The sequence below is a fragment of the Bradyrhizobium sp. Ken51 genome, assembly GCF_055807435.1.
This window is the reverse complement of the sequence record NZ_JBVVPB010000007.1, coordinates 107,028-129,720: the sequence shown is the minus strand read 5'-3', so window position 1 is coordinate 129,720 and position 22,693 is coordinate 107,028. Positions and strand designations below refer to the sequence as shown.

Annotated in this window: 25 protein-coding genes and 1 pseudogene; 12 read left to right on the top strand and 14 right to left on the bottom strand. The window is 65.0% G+C overall.

From position 1 onward, the window contains the following. Nucleotides 1–21: 21 nt before the first annotated feature. Nucleotides 22–738 (top strand): DNA polymerase III subunit epsilon, encoded by a 717-nt coding sequence (gene dnaQ / locus AC0L27_RS14715; RefSeq protein WP_354209771.1) that lies wholly within the window; start codon nt 22–24, stop codon nt 736–738. Here dnaQ and secB read toward each other — a convergent pair. Continuing rightward, the gene (gene secB, locus AC0L27_RS14710; RefSeq protein WP_007598595.1) at nt 735–1,217 is read right to left on the bottom strand and encodes a protein-export chaperone SecB; all 483 of its coding nucleotides are present in this window, start codon (nt 1,215–1,217) and stop codon (nt 735–737) included. The genes dnaQ and secB overlap by 4 nt on opposite strands. 415 nt (nt 1,218–1,632) lie before the next feature. On the opposite strand from secB, the gene AC0L27_RS14705 reads away from it, so the two are divergent. The 3 genes from AC0L27_RS14705 to AC0L27_RS14695 are packed head-to-tail and all read left to right on the top strand — an operon-like array spanning nt 1,633 to nt 4,419. Next, nucleotides 1,633–2,328, top strand: a complete 696-nt coding sequence (locus AC0L27_RS14705; protein ID WP_354209772.1) for a Tim44/TimA family putative adaptor protein — start codon at nt 1,633–1,635, stop codon at nt 2,326–2,328. Next, nucleotides 2,306–3,832, top strand: coding sequence for a murein transglycosylase A (gene mltA, locus AC0L27_RS14700; RefSeq protein WP_354209773.1), 1,527 nt, complete (start codon nt 2,306–2,308; stop codon nt 3,830–3,832). The genes AC0L27_RS14705 and mltA overlap by 23 nt, the downstream gene beginning before the upstream one ends. After that, a complete protein-coding gene (locus AC0L27_RS14695; RefSeq protein WP_354209774.1) occupies nt 3,829–4,419 on the top strand; it encodes a Smr/MutS family protein in 591 nt (196 codons plus the stop codon). The genes mltA and AC0L27_RS14695 overlap by 4 nt, the downstream gene beginning before the upstream one ends. 147 nt (nt 4,420–4,566) lie before the next feature. On the opposite strand, the gene AC0L27_RS14690 is transcribed toward AC0L27_RS14695, so the two are convergent. The 5 genes from AC0L27_RS14690 to hslV form a co-directional block, all read right to left on the bottom strand. Further along, complete coding sequence (locus tag AC0L27_RS14690; RefSeq protein ID WP_473319556.1) at nt 4,567–5,688, bottom strand: hypothetical protein; 1,122 nt, start codon at nt 5,686–5,688, stop codon at nt 4,567–4,569. Between the two features lie 180 nt (nt 5,689–5,868). Further along, a complete protein-coding gene (hslU, locus tag AC0L27_RS14685; protein WP_275168975.1) occupies nt 5,869–7,173 on the bottom strand; it encodes an ATP-dependent protease ATPase subunit HslU in 1,305 nt (434 codons plus the stop codon). A gap of 52 nt (nt 7,174–7,225) precedes the next feature. Then, nucleotides 7,226–7,843: a DUF2585 domain-containing protein gene (locus AC0L27_RS14680; protein WP_275168973.1), complete on the bottom strand. Its 618-nt coding sequence runs from the start codon at nt 7,841–7,843 to the stop codon at nt 7,226–7,228. Then, nucleotides 7,840–8,325 (bottom strand): GNAT family N-acetyltransferase, encoded by a 486-nt coding sequence (locus AC0L27_RS14675; RefSeq protein WP_275168971.1) that lies wholly within the window; start codon nt 8,323–8,325, stop codon nt 7,840–7,842. Before AC0L27_RS14675 ends, AC0L27_RS14680 begins: the two co-directional genes overlap by 4 nt. 183 nt (nt 8,326–8,508) lie before the next feature. After that, nucleotides 8,509–9,069, bottom strand: coding sequence for an ATP-dependent protease subunit HslV (gene hslV, locus AC0L27_RS14670; RefSeq protein WP_027566238.1), 561 nt, complete (start codon nt 9,067–9,069; stop codon nt 8,509–8,511). A 202-nt stretch (nt 9,070–9,271) separates the two neighbouring features. Between hslV and hisB the strand changes: the two genes are divergently transcribed. The 8 genes from hisB to AC0L27_RS14630 all read left to right on the top strand — a co-directional run bounded on the left by hisB (nt 9,272) and on the right by AC0L27_RS14630 (nt 14,377). Next, on the top strand, nt 9,272–9,865 hold the full coding sequence (gene hisB, locus AC0L27_RS14665) for an imidazoleglycerol-phosphate dehydratase HisB (protein WP_275168969.1): 594 nt from the start codon (nt 9,272–9,274) through the stop codon (nt 9,863–9,865). Nucleotides 9,866–9,931: 66 nt separating this feature from the next. Continuing rightward, nucleotides 9,932–10,462 (top strand): DUF2628 domain-containing protein, encoded by a 531-nt coding sequence (locus tag AC0L27_RS14660; RefSeq protein WP_275168967.1) that lies wholly within the window; start codon nt 9,932–9,934, stop codon nt 10,460–10,462. Then, nucleotides 10,459–11,109: an imidazole glycerol phosphate synthase subunit HisH gene (gene hisH / locus AC0L27_RS14655; protein WP_027514809.1), complete on the top strand. Its 651-nt coding sequence runs from the start codon at nt 10,459–10,461 to the stop codon at nt 11,107–11,109. The genes AC0L27_RS14660 and hisH overlap by 4 nt, the downstream gene beginning before the upstream one ends. After that, nucleotides 11,097–11,843, top strand: coding sequence for a 1-(5-phosphoribosyl)-5-[(5-phosphoribosylamino)methylideneamino]imidazole-4-carboxamide isomerase (gene hisA / locus AC0L27_RS14650; RefSeq protein ID WP_275168965.1), 747 nt, complete (start codon nt 11,097–11,099; stop codon nt 11,841–11,843). Before hisH ends, hisA begins: the two co-directional genes overlap by 13 nt. A gap of 10 nt (nt 11,844–11,853) precedes the next feature. Beyond that, on the top strand, nt 11,854–12,630 hold the full coding sequence (hisF, locus tag AC0L27_RS14645) for an imidazole glycerol phosphate synthase subunit HisF (protein WP_007604055.1): 777 nt from the start codon (nt 11,854–11,856) through the stop codon (nt 12,628–12,630). A 100-nt stretch (nt 12,631–12,730) separates the two neighbouring features. Beyond that, a complete protein-coding gene (locus tag AC0L27_RS14640; protein ID WP_007598445.1) occupies nt 12,731–13,057 on the top strand; it encodes a phosphoribosyl-ATP diphosphatase in 327 nt (108 codons plus the stop codon). A 20-nt stretch (nt 13,058–13,077) separates the two neighbouring features. Further along, nucleotides 13,078–14,034 (top strand): type I pantothenate kinase, encoded by a 957-nt coding sequence (coaA, locus tag AC0L27_RS14635; RefSeq protein ID WP_027514807.1) that lies wholly within the window; start codon nt 13,078–13,080, stop codon nt 14,032–14,034. 103 nt (nt 14,035–14,137) lie between these two features. Continuing rightward, nucleotides 14,138–14,377 (top strand): hypothetical protein, encoded by a 240-nt coding sequence (locus AC0L27_RS14630; RefSeq protein ID WP_275168963.1) that lies wholly within the window; start codon nt 14,138–14,140, stop codon nt 14,375–14,377. A 61-nt stretch (nt 14,378–14,438) separates the two neighbouring features. On the opposite strand, the gene AC0L27_RS14625 is transcribed toward AC0L27_RS14630, so the two are convergent. The 8 genes and pseudogenes from AC0L27_RS14625 to AC0L27_RS14590 form a co-directional block, all read right to left on the bottom strand. Beyond that, the gene (locus tag AC0L27_RS14625; RefSeq protein WP_275168961.1) at nt 14,439–15,497 is read right to left on the bottom strand and encodes an AI-2E family transporter; all 1,059 of its coding nucleotides are present in this window, start codon (nt 15,495–15,497) and stop codon (nt 14,439–14,441) included. Between the two features lie 54 nt (nt 15,498–15,551). Then, nucleotides 15,552–16,181 (bottom strand): histidine phosphatase family protein, encoded by a 630-nt coding sequence (locus AC0L27_RS14620; protein ID WP_354209776.1) that lies wholly within the window; start codon nt 16,179–16,181, stop codon nt 15,552–15,554. A 102-nt stretch (nt 16,182–16,283) separates the two neighbouring features. Continuing rightward, on the bottom strand, nt 16,284–18,509 hold the full coding sequence (locus AC0L27_RS14615; protein WP_354209791.1) for an ATP-binding protein: 2,226 nt from the start codon (nt 18,507–18,509) through the stop codon (nt 16,284–16,286). A 140-nt stretch (nt 18,510–18,649) separates the two neighbouring features. Beyond that, entirely contained in the window at nt 18,650–19,117 is a 468-nt protein-coding gene (locus AC0L27_RS14610) for a hypothetical protein (RefSeq protein ID WP_354209777.1), read from the bottom strand. A gap of 109 nt (nt 19,118–19,226) precedes the next feature. Further along, nucleotides 19,227–19,511 (bottom strand): magnesium chelatase subunit ChlI family protein, encoded by a 285-nt coding sequence (locus AC0L27_RS14605; protein WP_473319603.1) that lies wholly within the window; start codon nt 19,509–19,511, stop codon nt 19,227–19,229. After that, nucleotides 19,496–20,135, bottom strand: a pseudogene (locus AC0L27_RS14600) (ATP-binding protein); the annotation flags it as partial. The gene AC0L27_RS14605 and the pseudogene AC0L27_RS14600, both read right to left, overlap by 16 nt. A gap of 125 nt (nt 20,136–20,260) precedes the next feature. Continuing rightward, complete coding sequence (locus AC0L27_RS14595; RefSeq protein ID WP_473319553.1) at nt 20,261–20,878, bottom strand: hypothetical protein; 618 nt, start codon at nt 20,876–20,878, stop codon at nt 20,261–20,263. 452 nt (nt 20,879–21,330) lie between these two features. After that, the gene (locus AC0L27_RS14590) at nt 21,331–22,560 is read right to left on the bottom strand and encodes a hypothetical protein (RefSeq protein WP_473319551.1); all 1,230 of its coding nucleotides are present in this window, start codon (nt 22,558–22,560) and stop codon (nt 21,331–21,333) included. Nucleotides 22,561–22,693: the final 133 nt, after the last annotated feature.

The window sequence follows — 22,693 nt, the reverse complement described above, 5'->3', positions numbered from 1 at the left end:
CCTTACACGGCTTGCTGGACTATGCGCGAAATCGTTCTCGACACCGAAACCACCGGCCTCGATCCGCTGCGGGGAGACCGCCTGGTCGAAATCGGTTGCGTCGAGATGCTCAATCGCATGCCGACGGGGCAGAGTTTCCACGTCTACATCAATCCCGAAAGGGACATGCCGGCAGAAGCTTTTGCGGTGCACGGGCTGTCGGCCGAGTTTCTGGCGACGAAGCAGCTGTTTCACGAAGTCGTCGACGATTTTCTGGAGTTCATCGGCGACGCGCCGCTGGTGATCCACAATGCCTCGTTCGACATCAGCTTCATCAATGCCGAGCTCGACCGGATCAAGCGCCCGGGTATCCCGCGTGAGCGGCTGGTCGATACGCTGCTGCTGGCACGGCGCAAGCATCCCGGCGTGTCGAACCGGCTCGACGATCTCTGCTCGCGCTATGCGATCGACAATTCACGCCGCACCAAGCACGGCGCCTTGCTCGACGCCGAGTTGCTTGCGGAAGTCTATGTGGATCTGGTCGGGGCGCGGCAATCGCAGCTGCTGCTGGCTTCCGAATCCGAGGAAACTCGCGCCAATGGGGCTGCCGATGCGCCACGGCGGCAGCGGCCGGCGCCGCTTCCACCGCGGATTTCAGACGCCGAGCGCGAGGCCCACCGGGCCTTCATCGCAACGCTCGGCGACAAGGCGATCTGGAACGAGTTCTTGCCCGCTCCAGCGGTCGCTTCGGCTGGTTAAGCCTGGCCGCTCGGCTGAGCGGCCATTTGCCGCTCCATGTTCTGACGATAGAGGCCGACGAAGTCGACCGGATCCAGCATCAAAGGCGGGAACCCGCCGTCGCGCACGGCAGTGGCGATGATCTCACGGGCGAACGGGAACAGCAGGCGCGGGCATTCGATCATGACCAGCGGATGCAAATTGTCCTTCGGCACGTTGGAGATGCGGAACACGCCGGCATAAGCGAGCTCGAACGAGAACATGATCTTGCCGGCGGTCTCGGCCTTGCCCTCGACCGACAACGTCACCTCGAACTCCTGTTCGCTGAGGTTGTTGGCGCTGACATTGATCTGGATGTTGATCTGGGGTGGCTGGCTCTGCTGCTGGAGCGAGCTGGGCGCATTCGGATTTTCGAAGGAGAGGTCCTTGGTATATTGCGCCAGGACGTTGAGCTGGGGAGCCTGGGCCGCCTCGGGAGGGGTGCCGTTACCGTTGGTCATAAGAGTGTCTCCTTACCCGATTGGGCTGAATTTCGCGGCGGTTGGCTAACATAGGGCTACCTCGTTCCACAAGGACGAACGGTCCCGGATGGGGAATTCCGGCCACGCCCACAACTGTGGCGTCCATCCCGCCGATCCAGCGAAACCGCGCCTTAAACGATTGAAGATGCGCGATTTCCCGGCAGGATCGGGTTTCCCCTTAAGCATAAAACGCGCTACACTCGGTGCTGTGCCAAAAGGCGCCATTGGCCGGGCAAGATTTCGTGCCTACATCCCACGGACCGGACGCGCGGACCCGAAATGGTGATGTAGACTTGCCGTTCCGGTATGGAACGGTCTACTGGCCGGATCGATTTTCCCGGCACGATCCTTTCGAGACGGCCCCTTCTACAGACGACCAGAAAGCGAATACGACGTGGACATCTACACCATCATCTTCCTGGCGCTGGCGGTCTTCATCTTTTTGAGGCTGCGTAGCGTGCTGGGGCAGCGCACCGGCAACGAGCGGCCGCCGTTCGACCGCAACGCGCTCCAGGGTGCCCAGGACAAGAACGTCGTCACCATGCCGGGCAAGGTCATCGACCAGGCCCCCTTGGCGCCGACGGCCGAACCGACCCCGCCCTCCGACCGCTGGAAGGGCCTGACCGAGCCGGGCACCGTGCTCGCCCAGGGTCTCGACTCCATCGTCGAAAAGGATTCCACCTTCGATCCGCGCCATTTCATCTCCGGCGCCCGCGGCGCCTATGAGATGATCGTGCTGGCCTTTGCCAATGGCGACCGCCGCGCGCTGCGCGACCTGCTGTCGTCGGAGGTCTATGAAAGCTTCGACGCCGCGATCAAGGAGCGCGAGAAGAACGAGCAGAAGACCGAGACGCGCTTTGTCTCGATCGACAAGGCCGAGCTCGTCGGCGCCGAGCTGCGCGACCGCACCGCCCAGCTCACGATCCGCTTCGTCTCGCAGATGATCTCAGCCACCCGAGACAAGACCGGCAACATCGTCGACGGCAGCGCCGACACGGTCGCCGACATCACCGACATCTGGACTTTCGCCCGCGACATCACCTCTCGCGATCCGAACTGGAAGCTGGTTGGCACCGGAAGCGCGAATTAAGGTTTTCCTGAAGACCAGCGCGACGGCGCTTTGCGCAGGTGCCGTCGCGCTGTCGTCGTTTTCACTCGGCGCCGAGGCGGCGCGGCGCCACTATCGCAGCCATCACCATCATCTCCCGGAATTGCCTGCCGCGCCGCCGCGCGCCTTGCCGTATCCGCAGCTTCCCCTGCCGTTCGAGATTCCCGGCGCGCAATATCTGCCGCTGGCCTGGGCCGACGTGAAGGGCTGGAGCGACGACAATCATCTCGCCGCCTACAAGACCTTTCGCGCGAGCTGCCGTCCGATCAGCGCGCAGACCGGCGCTCCCGAACCCAAGGCTTTAGGCGCCTCGCTGGGCGAACCCTGCCGGGTCGCCAAGTCGCTCGAGCTTGCCGACGACGCCAAAGCCAAAACCTTCTTCGAAGAGAATTTTGCACCGCTGCGGATCTCGCGCCTCGGCGAGCCCGACGGTTTCGTCACCGGCTATTACGAGCCGGTGCTGGAGGGATCGCGCACGCAGACCGAGGTCTACAACGTCCCGGTCTATCGCCGCCCCTCGAACCTGTTCGTGCGCGGCTACAAGCAGGATTCGGTCAGCCTGCCCAACAAGGGCCCGGTCTATCGCAAGATCGGCCGCCGCAAGCTCGTACCCTATTATGACCGCGCCGAGATCGAGGACGGCAAGATCGCCGGCCGCGGACTCGAGATCGCTTGGCTGAAGGACCCGACCGATCTGCTGTTCGCCCAGATCCAGGGCTCAGCGCGGATCAAGTTCGACGACGGCGGCACGGTCCGGCTCAACTACGACGCCTATAACGGCTATCCCTATACGGCGGTCGGTCGCATCCTGATCGAGCGCGGCATCATTCCGAAGGAAGAGATGTCGATGCAGAAGATCAGGGAGTGGATGGCGCAGACCCCTGACGGCGCCAGGGAGCTGCGCCGCCAGAACCGCTCCTACATCTTCTTCCGCGAGGTCAATCTGTCCGACAAGGAAGAGGCGGTCGGCGCGCAGGGCATTCCGCTGACGGCCGGACGTTCGATCGCGGTCGACAAGTCGCTCCACGTCTACGGCACTCCGTTTTTTATCGAAGGCGAGCTCCCGATCGATTCCGAACGCGCGAAGACGCCGTTCCATCGGTTGATGATCGCGCAGGACACCGGCTCGGCCATCATCGGTCCGGCGCGCGCCGATCTCTATTTCGGCGCGGGTCAGGAGGCCGGCCGCGTCTCCGGGCGGCTGCGCCATGCCATGCATTTCGTGATGCTGGTGCCGAAGGGCCTCGATCCCACAGCGCGCGCCGCGCGGCTGCCTGTGCCGGATCCGCGGCCCTCGGAGAAAATTGCAAAACTGTTTCCGCAAACCGATCCTGCGAAGGACAAGCCGGCGGCAGCCGTGGCGCAAAGCAAGAGCGAGACGGTCGCTGTCGCCGGTCCAGTCCCGCTGCCGGTGCCGCGTCCCGTGATCGAGCCAGTTCAGGAGCCGCGGCGGCCGGTGAAAAGTCGTTCCCATCGGCAGCAATGAAGCGATCGTCCCGTCCGCCCGTGCTGGAGCCTCGTCCCTCGCCGCGCCGTCGCGCGCTGAGCGAGGAAGAGCGCGCGCTGTGGGATACGATCGCAAAGCAGGTCAAGCCGCTCAGGAAGCCTCGTGTCGCCAAGGCACAGGCTTCACCGCGCACCGAGCCTTCTCCTGCAGCGCCCGCCACGCGGCTCGCGCCATCGCCACGTCCGATTGCCGCTGCCCCGGCACCGCGTGCGGCGAAGCCGGCGGTGCCGCCGCTCGCGCCGCTCGGCAAGCGCGAGCGCACAAAGCTGTCGCGCGGGCGCAGCGAGATCGAGGCGCGCCTCGATCTGCACGGCATGACCCAGATGCGGGCCCATCGCGCTCTGAGCGGCTTCCTGCACCGCGCCCATCATGATGGTCTGACCTTCGTGCTCGTCATCACCGGCAAGGGCCGCAGCGGCGGCGAAAGCGGTGTGCTCCGCCGTCAGGTGCCGGAATGGCTGAGCCTGCCGGAATTCCGGGCCTTCGTCGTGGGGTTCGAGGAAGCCGGCATCGGCCATGGCGGCGAGGGCGCGCTTTACGTGCGGATCAGGCGGGCGAGATATTAACCGCAGGCTCGCTGCAACCTCTCCCGCTTGCGGGAGAGGTCGTCGCGCGAAGCGCGGCGGGTGAGGGCTCTCTCCTCTTGGGGAATCCCTCTGCGGAGACACCCTCTCCCCAACCCTCTCCCGCAAGCGGGAGAGGGAGCGCACCGTCTAAAACGGCCGCACGATTCCGACGCGCGGGATCAGCGTGACGATCAGGCCCATGATATTTGTCTTCTGATCTTCCGCCGGAATCAGCGGCGTCTCGCGAACTGCGGGCAGCATCTTCACCGCGTGCAGGATCAGGAACATGCAGACCGCCCAGTTCGAGATCCAGCGCGAATAGTCGAACACCATCGCGAACATCACGAGACAGGCGAGGCTGACACCGGCGAGCGCCGCGACCACGAGACGGCGATGCGTGTCGTTGAGCGCGCCGATCAGGTTGGCAAAATAGCGCCACAGCGGTGTGTGCAGCCAGATCAGCAGCGCGAACACGGGCACGCCGAGGACGTTGTGCGGCAGGCGACCCCAGGTGTCGGAAATCTCCTTCGCCAGCGGCTGATACCAGATGTAGGCAAACTGCAGCAGGTCGGTCCGCGACGGATCGGCCATCCGGCTCTTCAGGTAGGCAACGAAATCCGCCTCCGGGATCGGCATCGTTCCCCAAAACTGCGCGGCGAAGAACAGCGCGGAGACGGCAAGCAGGGCGATGATGCCGAACGCGACATTGGTGCGATCGCAGCCGTGCGTCAGATAGTGCCTGATCACGACGATGGTGATGATGGTCGGCACATACATCAGGAGATGGATGTGGTGGATCAGCACGAGCACGATCGAGAACAGCGCAGCGGTTGCAACGAACAGCAGCGATCCCGCCGGCACCAGCAGCAGGAAGATCGCCAGCGCGCAGCCATAGATGTCGAAATGGCCGAGCGTGTGCATGAAGTTCTTGAGAAAGAACGGCGAACCCGCGATGAAGACGAACAGCGGCAATGTCTTCGTGGTGAAGCCGAAAGTCTTCTGGAACAGTCTCGCGTAAAGCCCCAGCGTCACCAGCCATGTCGCGCCGCCGAGCGCGAACACCAGCCACAGCGGCACCTTGTCGGTGAACAGCGCGACGATCGCCCCGATCAGCGCGCGCTTGATGAAGCCAAAATGATAGTCGACGAGGAGGTGGATGTAGGGGACGTAAGGCGGCAGCTGGATCTTGTGAACGAAGACGCCGCCGATGATCGCGGCGTTGACCGCGAGCAGGATGCGCCAGCGGTTTTTCTGAAAGTCAGCGAGCATATGGCACTCGACGCGCGGCACCTTCCGTTGTCGTCCCGGCGAAGGCCGGGACCCATAGCCACGAATGTTTGCTTTGAGCCAAGGCTGGAGTCGCTATCTCTTCCAACAATAACCGCTGGTGCTTATGGGTCCCGGCCTTCGCCGGGACGACGGCGGAATAAATAGCGCGGCCCGGTCAAATTACAAAATGAACCGGCTCAAATCGGCGTTCTTGGCGAGGTCGCCGACGTGCTTCTGCACGAAATCGGCGTCGACCCTGACGGTCTCACCGCTGCGGTCGGGGGCGGTGAAGGAGATCTCGTCCAGCACCCGCTCCATCACGGTCTGCAGCCGCCGCGCGCCGATGTTCTCGACGGTGGAATTGACGGCGACCGCGACGTCCGCAAGCGCGTCGATGGCGTTGTCGGTGATGTCGAGCGTGACGCCCTCGGTCTGCATCAGCGCGACATACTGCTTGATCAGCGAGGCCTCGGGCTCGGTCAGGATGCGGCGCATGTCGTCGCGGGTCAGCGCCTGCAGCTCGACGCGGATCGGCAGGCGGCCCTGCAATTCCGGCAACAAATCGGACGGCTTGGCGACATGGAAGGCGCCGGAGGCAATGAACAGGATGTGGTCGGTCTTCACCGCGCCATGCTTGGTCGAGACCGTGGTGCCCTCGATCAGCGGCAGCAGGTCGCGCTGCACGCCCTCGCGCGAGACGTCGCCGCCGGCGCGGCCTTCGCGGGCGCAGATCTTGTCGATCTCGTCCAGGAACACGATGCCGTTGTTCTCGACCGCGCTGATTGCCTCCAGCGTCAACTGATCGCTGTCGAGCAGCTTGTCGGATTCCTCGTTGACGAGGATCTCGTGCGAGCTCTCCACCGTCAGCCGCCGCGTCTTGCTGCGCCCGCCGAGCTTGCCGAAGATGTCGCCGATCGAGACCGCGCCCATCTGCGCGCCGGGCATGCCCGGGATCTCGAACATCGGAAAGCCGCTGCCGCCCCCTTGCGTCTCGATCTCGATTTCCTTGTCGTTGAGCTCGCCCGCGCGCAGCTTCTTGCGGAAGGAGTCCCGCGTCGCGGCGCTGGAATTGGCACCGACCAGCGCGTCGAGCACGCGCTCCTCGGCGGCGAGCTGTGCGCGTGCCTGCACGTCCTTGCGCTTGCGCTCGCGGACCTGAGAGATCGCGACCTCGACGAGATCGCGCACGATCTGCTCGACGTCGCGGCCGACATAGCCGACCTCGGTGAATTTCGTTGCTTCCACCTTCAGGAACGGCGCGTTGGCAAGCTTGGCGAGCCGCCGCGCGATCTCGGTCTTGCCGACGCCGGTCGGGCCGATCATCAAAATGTTCTTCGGCAGCACCTCCTCGCGCAAGGAACCTTCGAGTTGCTGCCGCCGCCAGCGGTTGCGCAGCGCGATCGAGACGGCGCGCTTGGCATCGGCCTGGCCGACGATGAAACGGTCGAGTTCGGAAACAATTTCGCGGGGGGAGAAGTCTGTCATGGGACCTTAGCTAGGATCAGATGCGGGGCGGGACAAGCCGCTTTTTTTGCCGTCAGATGATCGGCGGACCCGATTGCCATTGTTTCACCGCCTCGATCGGATGGATCAGCATCAGGATATTGAGCGTCAGATTGTCGCGAATATGGAGCGCCAGCATGATTTCGAAGGCGAGCCCGAGCAGGACGGTCACCGATACAGGCAGCAAGCGCGCGGCGAGGAAGCCCAGCATCATGGACAGATTGTCAGAAACCGAATTGACGATGCTGTCGCCGAAATAATCCAGCGAGATCGTGCCGGCGCGGTAGCGTTCGATGATGAAAGGCGAGTTCTCGACGATCTCCCAGGCGCCTTCGATCAGCATGGCGACGATCAGGCGCGCGGGCCAGGACAGAGACACGAATGGCAGCCGCGCGAACAGCAGCCAGGTCAAGCCATAGAACAGGAACCCGTGCAGGATGTGCGAGAAGGTGTACCAGTCGGCGATGTGCTGCGAATTCTCGGAGCTGTTCACCACGCCATGCCACAGCTTGACATAGCCGCAGGTGCAGATCGGCACCCGGCCCATCGCGAGCAGGATCGAGGCCTGCATCGCCAGCAGCAGCAGCGCGATGCCGACCCAGGCGAGCGGCGGAAACGCGGCCCTGCTCTCATGCGTGGTTGCCAGCGTCATGGCGCGCGCACCATCAGCAGCGCCGGCCCGTCGGGCGTCTCGACGATGCGGTCGCGGACAAAGCCGGCCTTCTCATAGGCACGCACGGCGCGCGCGTTGAGCGGATCAGGATCAGTGACGATGCGCGGCAGGCCCTGCCGCAACTGCGCGTCGGCGAATTGGCGGATGAATGCCGAACCGTGCCCGCGCCCGATCATGTCGCTTTCGCCGATGAATTGATCGATGCCACGCGTGCCCTCCGGTTGCGGCCCAAGACCCGTATTCCAGGCGGTCAGGCGGTAGCATTGAAGATAGCCGAACGGCTTGTCGCCGGCCAACACGATGAACTGGTCCATGTCCGGCTCATCAAGATCGCCGCTCACGAGCGCGAACTGCTCGTCCGGATCGCCCCACCAGTCCCGCACATGTGCCTCGCCCAGCCATCGCCGGATCAGCGGCAGGTCGTCCGCGGTCATCGGGCGGAAGGTGTAGGCGGGGGTCATGGCCTAGCGGCCAACGGGTGGTGCACTCCCTCTCCCGCCTGCGGGAGAGGGTCGGGGAGAGGGTGCTTCCGCAATGGGACAGCCCCCAAGAGGACAGAACCCTCACCCGCGCCTTCGGCGCGACCTCTCCCGCAAGCGGGAGAGGTTACAGCCAGTTCTGAGCCCCGCTGTTCAATCACAGCCCTACCCGGCCGACAGCGCTTCGACGGTTACATTGCGGTTGGTGTAGACGCAGATGTCGGCGGCGATGTCGAGGGAGCGGCGGACGATGGTCTCGGCGTCCTTGTCGGTGTCGAGCAGGGCGCGGGCGGCTGCCAGCGCGTAATTCCCGCCGGAGCCGATCGCCATCACGCCGGCTTCGGGCTCCAGCACGTCGCCGGTGCCTGTCAGCACCAGGGAGACGTCCTTATCGGCCACGATCATCATGGCCTCCAGCCGGCGCAAATAACGGTCGGTGCGCCAGTCCTTGGCGAGTTCGACGGCGGCTCGGGTCAATTGCCCCGGATATTGCTCGAGTTTGGCTTCCAAACGCTCGAACAGCGTGAAGGCGTCGGCCGTTGCGCCGGCAAAGCCGCCGATGACGTCGCCCTTGCCGAGTTTCCGGACCTTCCTGGCGTTGTGCTTGATCACGGTCTGGCCGATCGAGACCTGGCCGTCGCCGCCGACCACCACCGTGCCGCCCTTGCGGACCGTCAAAATCGTGGTGCCGTGCCAGACCGGCGAGCTGTTTGGGGAGTCCTGCATGAATGATCCTCGTTGTCCGGCCTGATTTAGGCGGTCGGGGCCAAGGGGACAACTGGCGCACAACGGGCCGCTCCGGGACCAATTTCGCTCACCATAGGCAGAAGTAGAGGCCCGGCCAGCCGTTCCCGCAGTAGCGAAGGCGTCATTTGGCTGTTAAAAGACCGGCGTTTTCGGCCCCGAACGAGGATGAAAGCTAGTTTTGATGCGCACCGCGACGATCAAGCGCAAGACCAAGGAAACCGACATCGAGGTCACCGTGAACCTCGATGGCTCCGGCGTGTCCAATATCGCGACCGGCATCGGCTTTTTCGACCATATGCTCGATCTCCTCGCCCGCCATTCCCGCATCGACCTCACGGTCAAGGCGGTCGGCGATCTGCACATTGATCATCACCATACCACCGAAGACACCGGCATCGCGCTCGGCCAGGCCGTCAAGCAGGCGCTCGGCAACATGGCGGGTATCACCCGCTATGCCGGCGTGCACATGCCCATGGACGAGACGCTGTCGCGCGTGGTCATCGACATCTCGGGCCGCCCGGTCCTGGTGTTCAAGGTCGACTTCCCCCGCGACAAGATCGGCGAGTTCGACACCGAGCTGGTGCGCGAGTGGTTCCAGGCCTTTGCCATGAACGCCGGCGTGACTCTTCACGTCGAGACCCTATATGGCGATAACAGCCACCATATCGCCGAGTCCTGCTTCAAAGGTCTGGCACGGGCGCTGCGGACTGCCGTTGCGATCGACCCGAAGACGGTGGGCGAAATCCCTTCCACCAAGGGCTCGCTCGGCGGCTGACGTCTTTCGGCCGGCGGCGCGCGCCGCTTGCGGTATCACTGAATTCCTAGGGAACGGGGCATCGCCATGTCCGTCTACACAGTTCATGCTCCCTCACCTGCCGGAGCCGATCTGCGCGCGACCGACAAGTTCGTCTTCGTGCGCGACGGCTTCCATTTCTGGGCGATGATCTTCGGACCGTTCTGGCTGCTGTGGAATCGGCTGTGGCTGGCGCTGATCGGCTGGCTGATCTTCGTGGCCGCCTTCAATGTCGGGCTGTCCAGCCTCGGCGTCGGCCGGTCGTCGATCTTCTTCGCCGACGTCATCGTCGCGCTCCTGATGGGATTCGAGGCCTCCAGCCTGCGCCGCTGGACGCTGTCGCGCGGTAAATGGCGGCAGCTCGACGTGGTCATTTCCGACGATGAGGATACCGCCGAGCACCGCTTCTTCGAGCGCTGGAGCCAGAAGCAGCGCGGCATCGTCAACGATCAATGGGCCGTCGATCGCGGCGGCCCACCGCCGACCCGCAACGTGCCGGGTCAGCAATTCTCCAATCCGCCGCCGATGCCGGCGGGTGGCATCATTGGTTTGTTTCCAGAACCGGGAGGGTCAAGATGAGCGTCGCCATCATCGATTACGGTTCCGGCAATCTGCATTCGGCTGCCAAGGCGTTCGAGCGCGCCGCGCGCAGCATGGACAACCCGCAAAAGGTGTTCGTCACCAGCGATCCGGACCAGGCCTACAGCGCCGACCGCCTGGTGCTGCCGGGCGTCGGTGCGTTCGCCGATTGCCGGCGCGGGCTCGATGCCGTCAACGGCATGGTCGAGGCGATCACCGAAGCGGTGCGCGTCAAGGCGCGGCCGATGTTCGGCATCTGTGTCGGCATGCAGTTGTTCGCCACCCGCGGCAAGGAGCATGTCATCACGCAAGGCCTGAACTGGATCGGCGGCGACGTCGAGAAGATCACGCCGCGCGACGAGAGCCTGAAGATCCCGCACATGGGCTGGAACACGCTCGATGTGCTGCGCGAGCATCCGGTGCTGGACAAGCTGCCGCTCGGCCCCAAGGGCCAGCACGCTTATTTCGTGCACTCCTACCACCTCAATGCCGCCAACGAGGCGGACGTGCTCGCGCGCGCCGATTACGGCGGGCCTGTCACCGCGATCGTCGGCAAGGATACCGCCATCGGTACACAGTTTCACCCCGAGAAGAGCCAGCGCTTTGGTTTGGCCCTGATCTCGAATTTTTTGCGATGGAAACCGTGATCCTCTTTCCCGCGATCGACCTCAAGAACGGCCAATGCGTGCGCCTCGAACAGGGCGACATGGCGCGCGCGACCGTGTTCAACCTCAATCCCGCCGCGCAGGCGGCGAGCTTCGTCGCGCAGGGCTTTGAGTATCTCCACGTCGTCGATCTCGACGGCGCGTTTGCCGGCAAGCCGGTGAATGCGCAGGCCGTCGAGGCGATGCTGAAGACGATCACGATTCCGGTGCAGCTCGGCGGCGGCATTCGCGATCTCGCGACTGTCGAAGCCTGGCTCGACAAGGGCATCACCCGTGTCATCATCGGCACCGCCGCGGTGCGCGACCCCGAATTGGTGAAGGCGGCCGCCAGGAAATTCCCCGGCCGCGTCGCGGTCGGGCTCGATGCACGTGACGGCAAGGTCGCCGTCGAAGGCTGGGCTGAGACCTCGCAGGTGACGGTGCTGGAGATCGCACGGCGTTTCGAGGATGCCGGCGTCGCCGCCATCATCTTCACCGACATCGCGCGCGACGGGCTGCTCAAGGGCCTGAATCTCGATGCGACCATCGCGCTAGCGGATGCGATCTCGATTCCCGTGATTGCCTCCGGCGGCCTCGCCTCGATCGAGGACGTCAAGGCGATGCTGACGCCGCGCGCCAAGAAGCTCGCCGGCGCGATCGCCGGCCGCGCGCTCTATGACGGCCGGCTCGATCCCGCGTCCGCCCTCAACCTGATCCGCAACGCGCGCGCCGCCTAGGAGACATCCAATGTTCAAGGTGCGCGTGATCCCCTGCCTCGACGTCAAGGACGGCCGCGTCGTCAAGGGCGTCAACTTCGTCGATTTGCGCGATGCCGGTGACCCCGTTGAAGCGGCGATCGCTTATGACGCCGCCGGCGCCGACGAGCTCACCTTCCTCGACATCACCGCGACCCATGAGAATCGCGGCATCATGCTGGACGTAGTCCGGCGCACCGCTGAAGCCTGTTTCATGCCCGTGACCGTGGGCGGCGGCGTCCGTGAGGTCAACGACATCAAGACCCTCCTGCGCGCCGGCGCCGACAAGGTCTCGATCAACAGCGCCGCGGTGTCTCGGCGTGAGTTCGTCAAGGAAGCCGCCGAGAAATTCGGCGGGCAGTGCGTGGTGGTCGCGATCGACGCCAAGCGGGTCAAGCGCGCCGGTGGCGGAGAGCGCTGGGAGATCTTCACCCATGGCGGCCGCAACTCGACCGGCATCGACGCCATCGAATATGCCCAGGAGGTGGTCTCGCTCGGCGCCGGTGAAATCCTGCTCACCTCGATGGACCGTGACGGCACGCGGCAGGGTTTTGACATCCCGCTGACCCGGGCGATCGCCGACAGCATCCCCGTTCCCGTGATCGCCTCGGGCGGCGTCGGCAATCTCGACCACCTCGTCGACGGTATTCGCGACGGCCACGCCACCGCCGTGCTGGCCGCCTCGATCTTCCACTTCGGGGAATTCACCATCCGCGAAGCCAAGGAGCACATGTCCCGGCGCGGGCTGCCCATGCGCCTCGATGCCTGACGACTCCCGTCCATAAAAATGCTACATGATCGGCGGGGAGCGACTTATCCCGCCGGATAGACGGCCAATACCGGCCAAGGCGCGTTTTCCGAGTATTTGTATGCCGCGTTTCACGATCCACGATCTGGCCGAGACCATCGACGCCCGCGCGGCAGCGGGTGGCGAGGCGTCCTATACCCGCAAGCTCCTCGACAAGGGCGCCGAACATTGCGCCAAGAAGTTCGGTGAGGAAGCAGTCGAAACCGTAATCGCAGCAGTCGAAAACGATCGCGCGCATCTGATCGCCGAAGGCGCCGACCTGCTCTATCATTTCCTTGTGCTGCTCAAGGCCCGCGGCGTAAAGCTGGAAGAGGTTGAGGCCGCATTGGACAAGCGGACCAATATGTCAGGGTTGGAAGAAAAGGCGTCGCGCAAGGGCGGCAGCTAGCCGAGGTGGAGAGTCGCGTCATGGATATCCGCGCACCCGAGCAGCAGTATAATCCGTACCGCGTCTATACGCGCGAGGAGTGGTCGCGACTCCGCGACGACACGCCGATGACGCTGGAGCCGGGCGAGTTCGACCGGCTGCGCTCGCTGCACGACCGCCTCGACTTGCAGGAAGTCGAGGACATTTACCTGCCGCTGTCGCGCCTGCTGTCGATCTATGTCGATGCGATGCAGCGGCTTTATTACGCGGAGCGCCAGTTCCTCAACATCCGCGACCGCAAGATGCCCTACATCATCGGCGTCGCCGGTTCGGTCGCGGTTGGAAAATCCACCACGGCCCGCGTGCTTCAGGCGCTGCTGGCGCGCTGGTCGCCGCGCCCCAAAGTCGAGCTGATCACCACCGACGGATTTCTGTATCCCAACGCCGTGCTGGAGCGGCAGGGCATCATGCAGAAGAAGGGTTTTCCGGAGAGCTACGACCTGCCGTTGCTGCTCAGCTTCCTCTCCGACATCAAGGCCGGCCGCCGCCATGTGCGCGCGCCGGTCTATTCGCATTTGACCTACGACATCGTGCCGAACCAGTGGGCCGAGATCGACCAGCCCGACATCCTGATCGTCGAGGGCGTCAACGTGCTGCAGACCGGCAAGCTGCCGCGTGACGGCAAGGCCGTGCCCGTGGTGTCCGACTTCTTCGATTTCTCGGTCTATATCGACGCCGACGAGGCCGCGCTACGGCAGTGGTACATCCGGCGCTTCCTGTCGCTGCGCGACACCGCGTTCACGAATCCGAAATCCTACTTCAACCGCTACGCGCTGTTGTCGGACGAGGAGGCCACCGCCACCGCGATCGCGATCTGGGAACGCACCAACCTTGCCAATCTCGAGGACAATATCCTGCCGACCCGCCCCCGCGCGACCCTGATCCTGAAGAAGGGCGCCGACCACACGGTGTCGAGCGTGGCGCTGAGGCGGCTGTAACAGCCTTGATGAACGCGGCTCTTTAAATTTCGGGCTGAGTATCTTTTGTTGCAGACCGGCGAGGGGTAGTTGGTTATGGCTTTCGGAAACGCACACGGGCCCCATGGTTGATCGTCTCAGAAGCGCTGCCGAGCATCTCGAAGCACCGATATGCCCGGACTGCCATATCGAGATGAAGTGGTTCCGTTCCGAGCTGCTGGCGGACGAGCCGACCCCGATCATCGCGCATCTCTTCGTGTGTCCACATTGCAAGCGCGCGGTCCAGGCAGACACCAAATTCAAGGGCACGGCAGTGCCGCCGGCCAAGCTGTCCGCGCCGCGCTTTGCTGCTCACGCCGCATAGCATTCGGCGTCGGCCGAATTCGGCGCTCGGCTGACCGCCGGGTCGTCACTCGACATGACGGTCATTTCCGGGTCTCCTGTCGCGCTTTCGAGCCGATGAAGATGTGCCACGTCGTGAGAAACATCGCGGCGACGAGTGGGCCGATGACGAACCCGTTCGCTCCGAAAGCCGCAAGGCCGCCCAAGGTGGCGAGCAGCACGACATAGCTCGGCATTTGGATCGACTGGCCGACCAGGATCGGGCGGAGAAAATTGTCCGCAAGACCGATCACGAAGGTCCCGAATGCGAGCAGGATGATCCCTTTCGTGACTGAGCCTGCCACAAGCAGATAGAGCGCGACCGGAACCCAAACCAGGGCGGAGCCAAGCACGGGCAGGAGCGAGAGCAGCGCCATGAGGGCGCCCGCGAGCAGCGGCGCCGTCAAGCCGAGCAGCCAGAAAATCAGCCCGCCAAGCGCTCCCTGGATCAGGGCAACGAGAACGATCCCCTTGATCGTCCCGCGAACCGCGAGGGTGAACGCATTCAGAATCTCGGTGGTGTGGCTCGGCCGCAGCGGGAGCGCGTCGCGGATCCGTGCGTTGAGCTCGTCACCATCGCGGAGCAGGAAGAACAGCAGGTACAACATCACGAGCAAGCTTGCGACGAACTCCAGCGTCAACTGACCGATGTTGATGGCGTGCCCCGCCAGCTGTTGGCCGGCAGGGACGACCAGACTCGATAGACGTTCTTTCAGAGCCGAGAAATCGATGCCGGCCAAGCGATCCGCCAGGGAAGCGGCCCAAGCGGGCAGCGCGGATTTCAGCTGCTGCAGGGGATGAGCGAAACTGATCTCCCCAGTCTGAGCGCGCTGATACAGCTCCCCGCCCTGGTCGATCAGCGAGGCGATGACGACCGCCACGGGGATGAGGACCATGACGATCACGACGACGACAGCGAACGATGCCGCAAGGTTGCGGCGTCCCGGAAGCGTTTCCAGGGCGCGTCGATAGAGTGGTGCGAAGATGATCGCTAGAAGCGTGGCCCACAACAGCGCGCCGGAGAACGGCCAAAGCACCCACCCGAACGCAAGGGAGACCGCGGCAAGCAAGATGAGGAATGAGCGGTCTTCCGATGTTCTCACTGGTTCGCCAGCCCTTCTGTTGTCAAAGCATGATCCGGACTGATGTCGGGGCCGTCACTTGTCTGCTTTCGCAGTCCAGTCGGCAAGCTTGATCCGTCCTGCAAGGGTTGCGGGACCCGAGCTGCCCGCCTTGTAGACGAAAGCTTCGCCTTCCTGCACGTCCCCGGCATCCTTGCCGAAGGCATCGGCGATGTTGGTCTTATGGGTGACCAGGAAGGTGTTGGGGCCGGCTTTAGGCGGCGCGTCGACGAACTGCCGCACGGCTTGGCCCGCCTTTGCATTTGCACCCGTCGGATTTGCCATGCCCGACGCACTCGCGTTGCTGCTGTCCGTCAACGCATCGACCGGCTTGACCTCGCGGCCGGAGATCAGTCTCCCCGCCTCGATCGCGCGGTTCAGCCTGCTGGTGTAGACCTCGCCGATCGGGATCGCGAGTTCCTTGATGGCCGCCCCGATCTGGCGCGCCATGTCGCGGCCCTTTTCACTGAGCTGACGCTGGGCGCTCATGTCGTCGAATTTGAAAGGGTAGACATCCTTTTGGCTGTCGTCGGTGGCGGTGTGGCGAAACACCAGCACGTAACCGCCTTGCTTGAGCGAGGCGATCAGTTCCGGGCTAGCGGCCGCGGTGGCTTGAGTGGAACCACAGAGAAGGATCACGAAAGCGAGGCGGCACAGCACGTTCATGCGAAATCCTCTGTTCAAAATGCCCCAGAGGATGGTGACGCGCGACGCAGTCGATTTCAATTGTCGATTGCGGGCCGGGATCGGATTCCTATGAAATCCGGGTCAAACCGCCAGCTGCCGCGCCGCCGCCAGTCCGGCCAGCGCCCCTTCCAGCTTCTCGCGATCGAGCGGCTTGATCAGAAATCCGTTCATGCCCGCCTCAAAGCAGGCGTAGCGATCTTCCACCAGCGTATTGGCGGTGAGCGCGAGGATCGGCGTGTGGTGGCCGCCTGTGGCGGCCTCGTGCGCACGGATGCGTTTTGTCGCCTCGATGCCGTCGAGTTGCGGCATCTGGATGTCCATCAGCACGAGATCGTAGGGCGTGCCGGCCGATGACGCGCCGAGCCAGGATTCCAGTGCGGCCTCGCCATGGACGGCGATGACGACGCGGTGCCCGAGTTTCGTCAGCAGCGAGCGCATCAACAGCGCGTTGATTTCGTTGTCCTCGGCGACGAGAATTGATAGGCCCGTCGCCGGTACCGCGCCGGTGGATGGGGCCGATGGCTCCGGCGCGAGATCGGGCGAGGCGACCTCCGGGGGCAGCGCCAGGCGTGCGGCGAGTGAGGCCGCGCGTAGCGGCTTCACCAGGAAGCCGGTGAAGGCCGGCGAGAGCTTCTCGTGGCGCGAGCCCGACGTCAGCAGCACGAGGCGTTGCGTCGCATGGCTGCGTGCGGCCTCGCCGAGGCGGTCGGCGATGGCAGCGCCGAGCGCGCGATCGATCAGCACCGAATGCCATGAGCGCTCGGGCAGCAGCGCTTCCGCCACCGCGGCGTCCGTCACCATGCAGGTCTGGCCGCCCCAGCGCTCCAGCCGCCGCGCGATCAGCGAGGCCTCGATGCCGTCGGCAATCAGCAGGATTGACTTGCCCGCGAGATCGGGACTCGGGAATGCCGCCTGTTCCGTATCTACGGCGGATGACGCCAGCGGGACCGCGACCTCGAAGGTCGACCCCTTGCCCGGCTCGCTCGTGAGCGTGATGCGGCCGCCCATGCGCTTGACGATGCGTTCGCTGATGGAGAGACCGAGGCCGGTGCCGCCATGGGTGCGCGCGACGCGTTCGTCGGCCTGCTCGAACTCGCGGAAGATGCGCTGTTGCGCCTCCGGCGCAATGCCGATGCCGGTGTCGCGCACCAGAAAGCTGATCTCGTTCGGCCAGATGCCGGGTTCGACGATCAGCGCAACGCCGCCGCCCGCAGTGAACTTGATGGCGTTGCCGGCAAGGTTGAGCAGTACCTGGCGCAGCCGCGCGGCATCGCCGACCACTTCGAGCGGCAGCCGCTCGTCGACATAGGCGGCGATCTCGAGCTGCTTTGCCTGCGCGCGCGGCGCGAGCAGCTCGGTGATGTCCTCGATCAGGGTCGAGAGCGCGAAGGGTCGCTGCTCGAAATCGAGCTTGCCGGCTTCGATTTTGGAATAGTCGAGCAACTCCTCGATCAGCGCCATCAGCGCTTCGCCCGAGGTCTTCACGGCCTTGGCGTAGGTCGACTGCTCCGGCGTCAGCGTGGTGTCGAGCAGCAGCCCGCCCATGCCGATGATGCCGTTGAGCGGCGTGCGGATCTCGTGCGACGCCATCGCCAGGAAGCGCGATTTGGCGCGATTTGCGGCGTCAGCCTGGTCGCGGGCGTCGGACAGCGCACGCTCGGTCTCGGTGCGGTCGGTGACGTCGCGTCCGACGCTCTGCAATTCGGCGGGCTGGCCGGCGTCGAGGCGGACATAGCCTTCGCGCCAGGCAATCCAGCGCGCGCCGAGCGGGGTTGCGATCTTCTGGTCGTGAATGCGCGTGCCGTTGCTCTCGCGGGCGCTGTCGCCCTGCTCCAGCACGTCGAAATCGAAGCGCGTGCCGACCAGCGCGCCGCGCGCCGGTCCGGCAAGCGCGCAATAGGCGTCGTTGGCGAAGGTGATGCGGCCGCTTGTGTCGCGCAGCACGATCAGATCGCCCTGCTGTTCGAACAGGCTGCGAGCGCGTTCTTCCGCTTCCTTCAGCTCCCAATTGCGGTCGATCAGCGTTTCGTTGTGGGCGGCCAGCGCACGCATGCGCTTGTTGACGAAGCGCAGGCGCATGCTGAGTGTGGCGAGGCCGAGGCAGGCGAGCGCGAACAGGAAGCTGACGCCGATCGCAAACGCATTGGGATCGTAGCCGGAAGTCTCGGACCGGCTGCCGGAGACAAACCCATAGGCGCCGCCGAAGGTCGCCGAGAAGATCATGAAGGAGCGGATCGCGAAGGCGCTTCTGGGGTACTGTCGCCTGAAGCGGCGCATGCGCACCTTGATCCGGAACGTCCGATCCATCGCCACCGACCCGACTCTTTTCTTAAAACGCTGTGCTCGCTGTAAACGACGATGTGCCGCCGACCTTGCGAACAGTTTGATGCCCTGCGACCGCCTCCAAACAGGGTTGACGAGGCGTTAACGGCTCAAGGTGAGGCAGCTCAAAGCGAAGCGGCCTGGAGATGGCGGTGGCCGCCGCGGGCGCCGACGATCAGCGCCGCCGCCTCGCGCTGCGAGAACGTCTTCGAGCGTACATAGATGCGGTAATCCGCCGGCCCCTCGGTGGAGAGATAGACCACCTGACCGCCGTCGACCGGCTGCGCGGCAATCGAGATCAGGCGAGTCGAGGGGTTGGCCTGGCAGGATTCCGATTCCGAACCGGGGCCGTCGTCAACGACGGCGAAGTCGGCAGCGTCCGCGTCCTCCGTGATCTGAACCCGCACCGTGGCGCGCGCGGGATCATCGGTGAAGGCGACATGCATGCCGGCGGTCCAGAACAGCGACGTCAGCTCGACCGAGGTGTCGCCGAGGGCGATGCAGGGATGTGAGACCGATCCGATCTCACTGCGCGCGAACACCGCGGCCGCCAAAAGGGGAACAACCGAGGCCAGGATCTTGAAACGCAACATGACACGCTACTCGCCGGGCCCTGGGGAAACTCGTGGCGGGAACTGATGGGCCTTATGGTTTGCAGAGCGTAAAGGAAACTCGTTACCGCCGGGTTGATGCGCGGGATGATCACGCCAGCTGGCGCACATCCTCCGCGAGTGCGCGGTAGGACAGCGCCTCGGCGAGATGCAGCCGACCGATCTTGTCGGCGCCGTCGAGATCGGCGAGCGTGCGCGCCACCCGCAGCACGCGGTGATAGCCGCGCGCCGACAGCCGCATGGTCTCGGCGGCGTCGCGCAGCAGCTTCTGGCCTTGCGCATCCGGCTTGGCGATCTCCTCCAGCACCGAGGCCGGCGCTTCTGCATTGGTGCGAACCTTGGGCAGGCCGGCATCCGCGTAGCGCGCGAGCTGGATGTCGCGCGCGGCGGCCACGCGCGCGGCGACTTCGGCCGAGCCCTCTGCCGGCGGCGGCAGGATCAAATCGGCAGCGGTCACCGCGGGAACCTCGATGCGCAAATCGATACGGTCCATCAGCGGCCCCGAGATGCGAGCCTGGTAGTCGCCGGTGCAGCGGTCGATGCGGCCGCGCTTGCAGGCATAGCCGGGCTCGAACGCATTGCCGCAGCGGCACGGATTCATCGCCGCGACCAGCATGAAGCGTGCCGGATAGGTGACGCGGTGATTGGCGCGCGACACCGAGACCTCGCCGTTCTCCAGCGGCTGACGCAAGGAATCCAGCACGCGCGGATCGAATTCGGGGAGCTCGTCGAGGAACAGCACGCCCTGATGCGCAAGCGAGATCTCGCCGGGCCGTGCGCGCATGCCGCCGCCGGTGAGCGCGGCCATGCTGGCGGAATGATGCGGCGATCGGAACGGCCGCCGCGCCGTCAGCGCGCCGCCCTCGATCTCGCCGGCAACAGAGGCGATCATCGAGACCTCGAGCAACTCGCCCGGGGACAGCGGTGGCAGGATCGAGGGCAGGCGCGCCGCCAGCATCGATTTGCCGGCGCCCGGCGCGCCGATCATGAGCACGAGGTGGCACAATTCTCGAGCATACTCATGTCGTCTCGACGCGTTTCGAGCCGTTTGACTGGAATGAATACTTCCAAAATTTATTTCGGGGAGGACCGCCCGGACGGCTCGAATCCGGCGGCCAGACGGGCCTACGACGCTTTACCAGGCCTGCGAATCGCACCGATCCGCTTCTGGTTCGTCTTCGAGTAACGCCATAGAGCCCGGTCTAGAACGCGCAGATCAGTGCCAGTCTCGGCCGCGATCCGGCGGCACGCGGCCAGATAGTGGAGATAGTAGCCGACGGGGTAGTAGGGCGAGCGCTGCTCGACGCCGAGCGACCACAGCGCGCGGAAGTCGATGATCGTGAAGCGGCCCCCATCGATGGCCGTCATGACCGCGGAGGCCACTGGCACGTCGACGCCGACGAGGCCCGTCAGCACGGCGATGGCCGCCCGTTCCGTCCGTGCGGCCATCGCCAGGTCGAGTGCGTCGCGGATCTCGGCGTCGGCGTTGCTGGCCGGCCTGGACCTGCCCCGCCCCCGCGTCTTCCATTCGAAGACGGTCATGAAGTCCTCGCGGGCGCGGCTGCCGGCGGCGATCCGATGCCCGGCCGCGAACGCCCGACGCTCGTCGTCGTCCTCCACGTGGGCCGCGGCGAGCGCCGGGATCATCTCGACGGGAAAGCGCGGAACGAACTGCGGAGCTCCCGGAGCGCGCCGGCGCCGACGTGATGGCGTTGCGTCCATGTAGGTCGGCATCTCGTCCATGGTCCGCCTCCGCGCCCCGCAGCGGGGGGCGCTCCTCCGCTTCTAGCGCGCGCGCCGTCGCGCTTCCAGCGGCCGCCGTCGTGATCGCGACCGTCCAAAAATCGTCATCCCGCGAGCTGGACGGACCGCCCTGAAGCCAATTTCATCGCTTTCAGCCGCTCTGGAGCACGCTGAATTCCGCGAATTAAAGAAAGAACCAAAGAAAGGTTAACGCACGCGGATTTCGCGTCCGGAAACAAGCAGGCGCTTGGAAACGCCCGTCCCACGGGGTCCTGCGGGCCGTCACCGGCGCCGGCGGCCGCCGGAGCGTATCGCGGATCGTCATCGGCGGTCTCGGGGCGGCTCCGTCGCCCCTCGCCGCGAACGAAGCAGGGAGCGGCCGACATGGAAAAGGGCGCCGCGGGTCTGGCCCGGGCGCCCTCGTCTCGTCGTCGAAGGAAGGTGCGTGGGGGCTACGCCGCCTTGCGGGGGGCCGTCATGCGGGCCATCGCGGCGTGGGCCAGCTTCTGCACTTCGCCGACGTCATGGTGATCGTAGACGTGGTGGATCATGTCGAGCGACACGCCGGCGACCTCGGCGATCGCCAGGGCCGGGACCCCCTCCTCGATCGCGCGGGTGATGAAGGTGTGGCGCCAGGTGTGCAGGATCAGGCCCTCGATGCCGAGCGTGGCCATGGCCTCGTCGTGGATCACGCGCATGCGCTCCTGCCCCAACGGTCCGCTGCGGTCGAGGTTCGGGAACACCCAGGGGCAGCCGTCGTCCTGGGTCCGCCAGCCGGCGACCTCGTCCACCGCCTCGGGATTCATGTCCACCTTCGGCGAGCGCTTGTTGGGCGAGGTCTTGGTGCCGGGCTTGACCCGGTGGAACACGCCGCGTTCGAGGTCGAAGTAGCCCCCGCCGTCGATGCGCGGGTGGTAGGACAGGCCGACGTCGACGCCCGACCGGGAACCGAACGTGGCTCCGAGGAAGGTCTTCCGGCCCACGATCAGGCGGCGGTGCGCCTCGGCGACGGAGATGCAGTTCCGGGGGGCCCAGAGCTTGGTCTTTTTGTCGTAGGCGTCGTTGCCGCCCGACCAGCGCTCGATGACGGCCTGCTCCTCCCACGACACCACGCGCTTGCGGCCCTCCGCGCGCGGCGGAGCCGCGAAGGGCAGGACCGGCAGCGAGAGCTTGGCCGTGCAATACTTCCGGACCGCGGTCCGGAAATAATTGATTCCGTTCCAGAAATAGGAATACGAGTACCCCTCCTCGAGCATCGCCTCCTCGGTTTCCGCCAGCCAGTCGTTGTCGAGCTGACGCAGCTGCTTGCCCTCCAGGTGGGGCTTGAGCGCCTTCAGGGTGGACTCGATCTGGTCGGCCGAGCGCAGCTTCTGGCGGTGCACGACCTTGATGCGCTCGTCGATGACCTCCTCCGCCGAGGCGCGGCGGCAGTCCACGATGTTGTCTTCCCGAGCGTCCTCCTGGAGCTGATGGAGGTTCAGGAGGCGCTGGGCCTCCTCCCTGTCCTTCGTCCCCATGCTCTTCCAACTCTTGCCGTTCTTCCAGTAGGCCCAGTATCCGGTCTGGCTGCGGAACCGGGCTTCCCATTTGTCCTTGCGGGCGCGCTCGCCGTCGATGATCGAGGGCATCAGGATGGCCCGCTCCATCGCCGCGCGGTGCAATTCCCTATCGATGTGCTTCATGGTATAGTGTCCTCCTCGGACCGCGCGCCCGGCTGCTTTCCACGGCTAGGTCCGTGCGCGCGGTCTCGTCAGCGGCCCCGTCGAGCAATCGGCGGGGTCGTCGCACTTCCGGTCGTCTGCCCCGGCAGTTCGT

Coding starts and splice junctions, on each gene's coding strand:
- dnaQ (WP_354209771.1), top strand. CDS start 22: ATGCGCGAAATCGTTCTCGACACCGAAACCACCGGCCTCGATCCGCTG.
- secB (WP_007598595.1), bottom strand. CDS start 1,217: ATGACCAACGGTAACGGCACCCCTCCCGAGGCGGCCCAGGCTCCCCAG.
- AC0L27_RS14695 (WP_354209774.1), top strand. CDS start 3,829: ATGAAGCGATCGTCCCGTCCGCCCGTGCTGGAGCCTCGTCCCTCGCCG.
- AC0L27_RS14690 (WP_473319556.1), bottom strand. CDS start 5,688: ATGCTCGCTGACTTTCAGAAAAACCGCTGGCGCATCCTGCTCGCGGTC.
- hslU (WP_275168975.1), bottom strand. CDS start 7,173: ATGACAGACTTCTCCCCCCGCGAAATTGTTTCCGAACTCGACCGTTTC.
- AC0L27_RS14680 (WP_275168973.1), bottom strand. CDS start 7,843: ATGACGCTGGCAACCACGCATGAGAGCAGGGCCGCGTTTCCGCCGCTC.
- AC0L27_RS14675 (WP_275168971.1), bottom strand. CDS start 8,325: ATGACCCCCGCCTACACCTTCCGCCCGATGACCGCGGACGACCTGCCG.
- hslV (WP_027566238.1), bottom strand. CDS start 9,069: ATGCAGGACTCCCCAAACAGCTCGCCGGTCTGGCACGGCACCACGATT.
- hisB (WP_275168969.1), top strand. CDS start 9,272: ATGCGCACCGCGACGATCAAGCGCAAGACCAAGGAAACCGACATCGAG.
- AC0L27_RS14660 (WP_275168967.1), top strand. CDS start 9,932: ATGTCCGTCTACACAGTTCATGCTCCCTCACCTGCCGGAGCCGATCTG.
- hisH (WP_027514809.1), top strand. CDS start 10,459: ATGAGCGTCGCCATCATCGATTACGGTTCCGGCAATCTGCATTCGGCT.
- hisA (WP_275168965.1), top strand. CDS start 11,097: ATGGAAACCGTGATCCTCTTTCCCGCGATCGACCTCAAGAACGGCCAA.
- hisF (WP_007604055.1), top strand. CDS start 11,854: ATGTTCAAGGTGCGCGTGATCCCCTGCCTCGACGTCAAGGACGGCCGC.
- AC0L27_RS14640 (WP_007598445.1), top strand. CDS start 12,731: ATGCCGCGTTTCACGATCCACGATCTGGCCGAGACCATCGACGCCCGC.
- coaA (WP_027514807.1), top strand. CDS start 13,078: ATGGATATCCGCGCACCCGAGCAGCAGTATAATCCGTACCGCGTCTAT.
- AC0L27_RS14630 (WP_275168963.1), top strand. CDS start 14,138: ATGGTTGATCGTCTCAGAAGCGCTGCCGAGCATCTCGAAGCACCGATA.
- AC0L27_RS14620 (WP_354209776.1), bottom strand. CDS start 16,181: ATGAACGTGCTGTGCCGCCTCGCTTTCGTGATCCTTCTCTGTGGTTCC.
- AC0L27_RS14615 (WP_354209791.1), bottom strand. CDS start 18,509: ATGGATCGGACGTTCCGGATCAAGGTGCGCATGCGCCGCTTCAGGCGA.
- AC0L27_RS14610 (WP_354209777.1), bottom strand. CDS start 19,117: ATGTTGCGTTTCAAGATCCTGGCCTCGGTTGTTCCCCTTTTGGCGGCC.
- AC0L27_RS14595 (WP_473319553.1), bottom strand. CDS start 20,878: ATGGACGAGATGCCGACCTACATGGACGCAACGCCATCACGTCGGCGC.
- AC0L27_RS14590 (WP_473319551.1), bottom strand. CDS start 22,560: ATGAAGCACATCGATAGGGAATTGCACCGCGCGGCGATGGAGCGGGCC.